This window comes from Sphaerochaeta sp. S2 (assembly GCF_016406725.1).
Taxonomy (GTDB): Bacteria; Spirochaetota; Spirochaetia; order Sphaerochaetales; family Sphaerochaetaceae; genus Sphaerochaeta.
In genome coordinates this window covers 1-3,732 of the sequence record NZ_JAEKNT010000379.1, presented here as the reverse complement: position 1 = coordinate 3,732, position 3,732 = coordinate 1, and the positions used below count along the sequence as shown (strand labels likewise).

At 50.3% G+C, this 3,732-nt stretch carries 4 protein-coding genes and 1 pseudogene; all 5 read left to right on the top strand.

The window, feature by feature from the left end; all coding sequences use genetic code 11:
* Window positions 1–501, top strand: a pseudogene (locus JF818_RS11170) ((4Fe-4S)-binding protein); the annotation flags it as partial.
* The gene (locus tag JF818_RS11165) at window positions 488–1,351 is read left to right on the top strand and encodes an ABC transporter substrate-binding protein (protein WP_198892086.1); all 864 of its coding nucleotides are present in this window, start codon (window positions 488–490) and stop codon (window positions 1,349–1,351) included. The pseudogene JF818_RS11170 and the gene JF818_RS11165, both read left to right, overlap by 14 nt.
* A complete protein-coding gene (locus tag JF818_RS11160; protein ID WP_198892085.1) occupies window positions 1,326–2,330 on the top strand; it encodes an iron ABC transporter permease in 1,005 nt (334 codons plus the stop codon). Before JF818_RS11165 ends, JF818_RS11160 begins: the two co-directional genes overlap by 26 nt.
* Window positions 2,323–3,072: an ABC transporter ATP-binding protein gene (locus tag JF818_RS11155; protein ID WP_198892084.1), complete on the top strand. Its 750-nt coding sequence runs from the start codon at window positions 2,323–2,325 to the stop codon at window positions 3,070–3,072. Before JF818_RS11160 ends, JF818_RS11155 begins: the two co-directional genes overlap by 8 nt.
* A 48-nt stretch (window positions 3,073–3,120) precedes the next feature.
* On the top strand, window positions 3,121–3,732 hold a 612-nt coding region (locus JF818_RS11150), incomplete at its 3' end, for a folylpolyglutamate synthase/dihydrofolate synthase family protein (protein WP_370570332.1).

Genomic DNA, 3,732 nt, shown 5'->3' with positions numbered 1-3,732 from the left:
GGTTGGCATGAGGTCATCTTTCCCCACAAATTCAAGATAGCAGTGGGAGGATGTCCAAACAGTTGTGTAAAGCCTGAGCTCAATGATCTTGGCATTGTAGGACAGAGAATGATGCATCTATCACCTGAGTGCAAGGCTTGTGGCGGTTGCATCAGTGAGAAGCGCTGCCCGATGGGAGCAATCAAGCAACGTGAAGATGGAAAACGGTATATTGACCGCAGCCTCTGCAACAACTGTAGCCGATGCCTCGATACCTGCCCATTTGGAAAAATATCCAGTGAAGAATCCCGCTACAAGATTTATCTTGGAGGCCGATGGGGCAAGCAGAAACGGTGCGGGACACCTCTCCCTTCCTTGTACAGTGAAGAACAGCTCTTCCCTTTGATCACCCGAATATTGAACCTCTACAAGGAAGAGGGAAGACCAGGAGAGCGTTTTGCATCCGTGGTGGAACGCCTCGGGATGGATCATATAGCGAAGGTACTACATGAGACTGTATAAGTGGATGGTGCCTTTACTCGTGGTACTGCTTGTCTCATGCGGTACCAAGGCTCACTCCAGCAAAGCTGAGCGTGAAATAACGGTGGTTGCACTCTCCTCCTCCTTGGCTGAACTCTGGGTCCTCTCAGGGGGTGATGTTGCAGCCACAACTGATGATGCTTTCCAGGAACATCCCATAGATGTAGGGGATAATTGCATCAATCTTGGTACGGTCAAGGACCCCAGCATCGAACAAATCCTCTCCCTCGACCCGGATCTGGTCTTGCTCTCCCCACTGCTTCCAAGTCACCAAGGTATCAAGGATCAGCTGGAATCGTTCCAGATAGAGTGCAAAGCCTTTGATCTTGATACACTGGAACACTACCTGGAAGCCTTGCGTTGGTGTAGCGAGATAACAGGAAATGATGATTCCTACTGGACTCATGGCAAGGAGACTGCAACACGCGCTCAATCAATCATCTCATCGTTTTCCCCTTCTCAAGAAGAGCGAGTTCTCTTGCTCAGAGCCCATAGCACCAAAATAAAGGCGCTTGATGAACGTTCCCTGGTAGGGGCCATGCTTCGAGACCTGGAGATCGAGACACTCTCAGACAAGTACCCCTCCCTTCTTGATCAACTGAGCTGGGAGATTATCCTGAAGGAGGACCCTACATTGATCCTGGTTGTCCCCATGGGGGATGTTTCACTAGCAGAAGCACAGGTACAGACCTTGATCCGTGACAACCCGATTCTCTCCAACGTGCAGGCGATCAAGACAGGCAATGTACAGCTGCTGCCAAAAGCATTGTTCGGCTATAAGCCAAACGATAGATGGGATGAAAGTTATGCATATCTTACCTCACTCTTCTAAGGGAAAAATGACCGGACTGTTCGCTCTTGCTTTAGCCGGTGCATGTTATTCGCTTTGCAAGGGGGCTGTTGGCCTCTCCCCTGAGGAGTTGCTCTCAGGGTTGATGTCCAGTCTTACAAACGGGGGAAGCCTTTCCATGATCATGCATCTTCGCATGGTCCGTATAGCTTCCGCACTCCTGTGTGGCAGTGCACTCTCCCTCTCTGGTTCCTTGTTGCAACAGACCCTGAACAACCCCATGGCCGGACCAAGCCTCTTGGGCATAAACGCATCAGCGGCTCTCTCGGTACTGCTTGGAATGCTCCTCTTTCCCTCTCTTACTGAGCTCCTGCCGCTTTTCTCTTCAGTCGGTGCACTCGTTGGCAGTTTGATGGTGTTTTCCCTCGCAGCCCTATATCGATTCAGCCGACTCACCCTCATACTCAGTGGTATTGCCTTATCGACAGTGCTTGGTGCTATCAGTGATGCCTTGCTGACCATCTTTCCAGATCTGGCGACCGTGAAAATTGACTTCCTCGTCGGGTCTTTCTCCCATATCACTTCCGCTCAGCTTTCCTTGCTCTCTCCTATCCTAGTGATGGCAATGCTCATTGCCTGCCTGATGGGTCGTCCGCTTACGATGCTCAGTCTTGGCGATGAGTGTGCAACATCCCTTGGGCTCAGGGTCAATCGGGTTCGTCTCTTGCTCTTGTCTTTAAGCGCAGTACTTAGTGCACTTGCGATCAGTTTATGTGGGCTGGTAGGATTCCTTGGTCTGTTGGTACCCCACATAGCCAGAAAAATGATACCAACGCACGAGGCACTCCATCTTCCCTTCACCGCCTTGCTTGGTGGGTGCATCGCCCTATTCGCCGATACCATTGCCCGATTGATATTCGCACCCTATGAGCTACCGGTAGGTATTGTACTCTCTGCTCTGGGAGGACCAAGCTTCCTGGTTGTCTTGATCAAATACAGACGAGGAGATAGGTATGCTTGAAGCCAAACACCTTATTGGAGGATACCCAGGAAAAACGGTTCTTAAGGATATTTCGCTCTCACTCAGCAAAGGAGAGCTGATAGCAGTACTGGGCTTGAATGGAAGCGGTAAATCAACCCTTCTCAAGATCTTGGCAGGCTTGCTGGAGAAAAAACAGGGAACATTGCTTCTGGAGGGGAAGCCTCTATGTGACTATGCACCAAGGCATCTGGGCAGACTGATAGCCTACCATGGGCAACGTCATGAAATTCCAGATATGAATACCAGAACCCTGCTTGCCCACAGCAGGTATCCCTATCAAGGATTTGTAAGAAGACTCGAAGTGAGAGACCAAAAAGCCATCGAGCAGGCAACCAAGAGAATGCAACTCCAGCATGTACTGGATACCCCTCTTAAGCACTTGAGCGGGGGATATCAGCAACGCTCTTTTCTCGCGATGACCCTTGCGAGGGAAGCAGACTATCTCCTTTTTGATGAGCCGGATGCCCATCTGGACATATCACAGATGTATATGGTCCACCAGCTCCTGCAGGATCTGGCATCTGAGGGTCACTGCGTTGTGGCAAGCTTCCATGACATCTCAGAAGCCTTGAGGATTGCAAGCAGGATCATCCTTATCGACCAACAAACAGTAGCATTTGATGGGAAGCCCCAAGACGCAGTTGCCTGTGGGATACTCGAAACAACCTTCCGTGTGACTATCAAAAGATATGATACTTTCTACCGGTTTTCACTGCGTTGACCAAGGAGGCCCTTACCGTCTACAGTGACAGGCGAGGTAGTTTCCAGCATGCAAATTTCCAGCTTTGAAGATGTAATCCGCTTCACCGAGCACTTCACCAACCTCGAGAAGCAGACGTCCCACTACACCACTCGTACCTATCGACTTGACAGGATGCACGACCTGTTGGCCCACTTGGGCAATCCTGAGCAGGCCTTCAAGAAAATTCATCTTGCAGGGTCAAAAGGAAAGGGTTCAACAGCAAGTTATCTGGCAAGTTCCCTGACTGCCATGGGTTATAAAACAGGCCTATACCTTTCCCCTCATCTGGTTGATTACCGGGAGCGGTTTACCCTAAGTGGCACCTTCTTTGACGAATCCTTGCTCGTTTCAACGGGCCAAGAGTTGGCAGACAGCATTGAAGGATTCACCTTCCGCGATGAATGGGGGGAGACCAATCCTACCACGTTTGAACTCTTCACCGCATATGCCTATCTGCTCTTCAGGAACAGCGGTTGCAGCTGGGCGATTATTGAGACCGGCCTTGGTGGACGTCTTGATGCAACCAATACCATCATCCCTGAGGCAAGTGTTCTCTGTCCCATTGAGCTGGAGCATACAAAGATTCTTGGCTCCACCATCAGGGAAATTGCCACAGAGAAGAGCAAGATCATCAAGAAA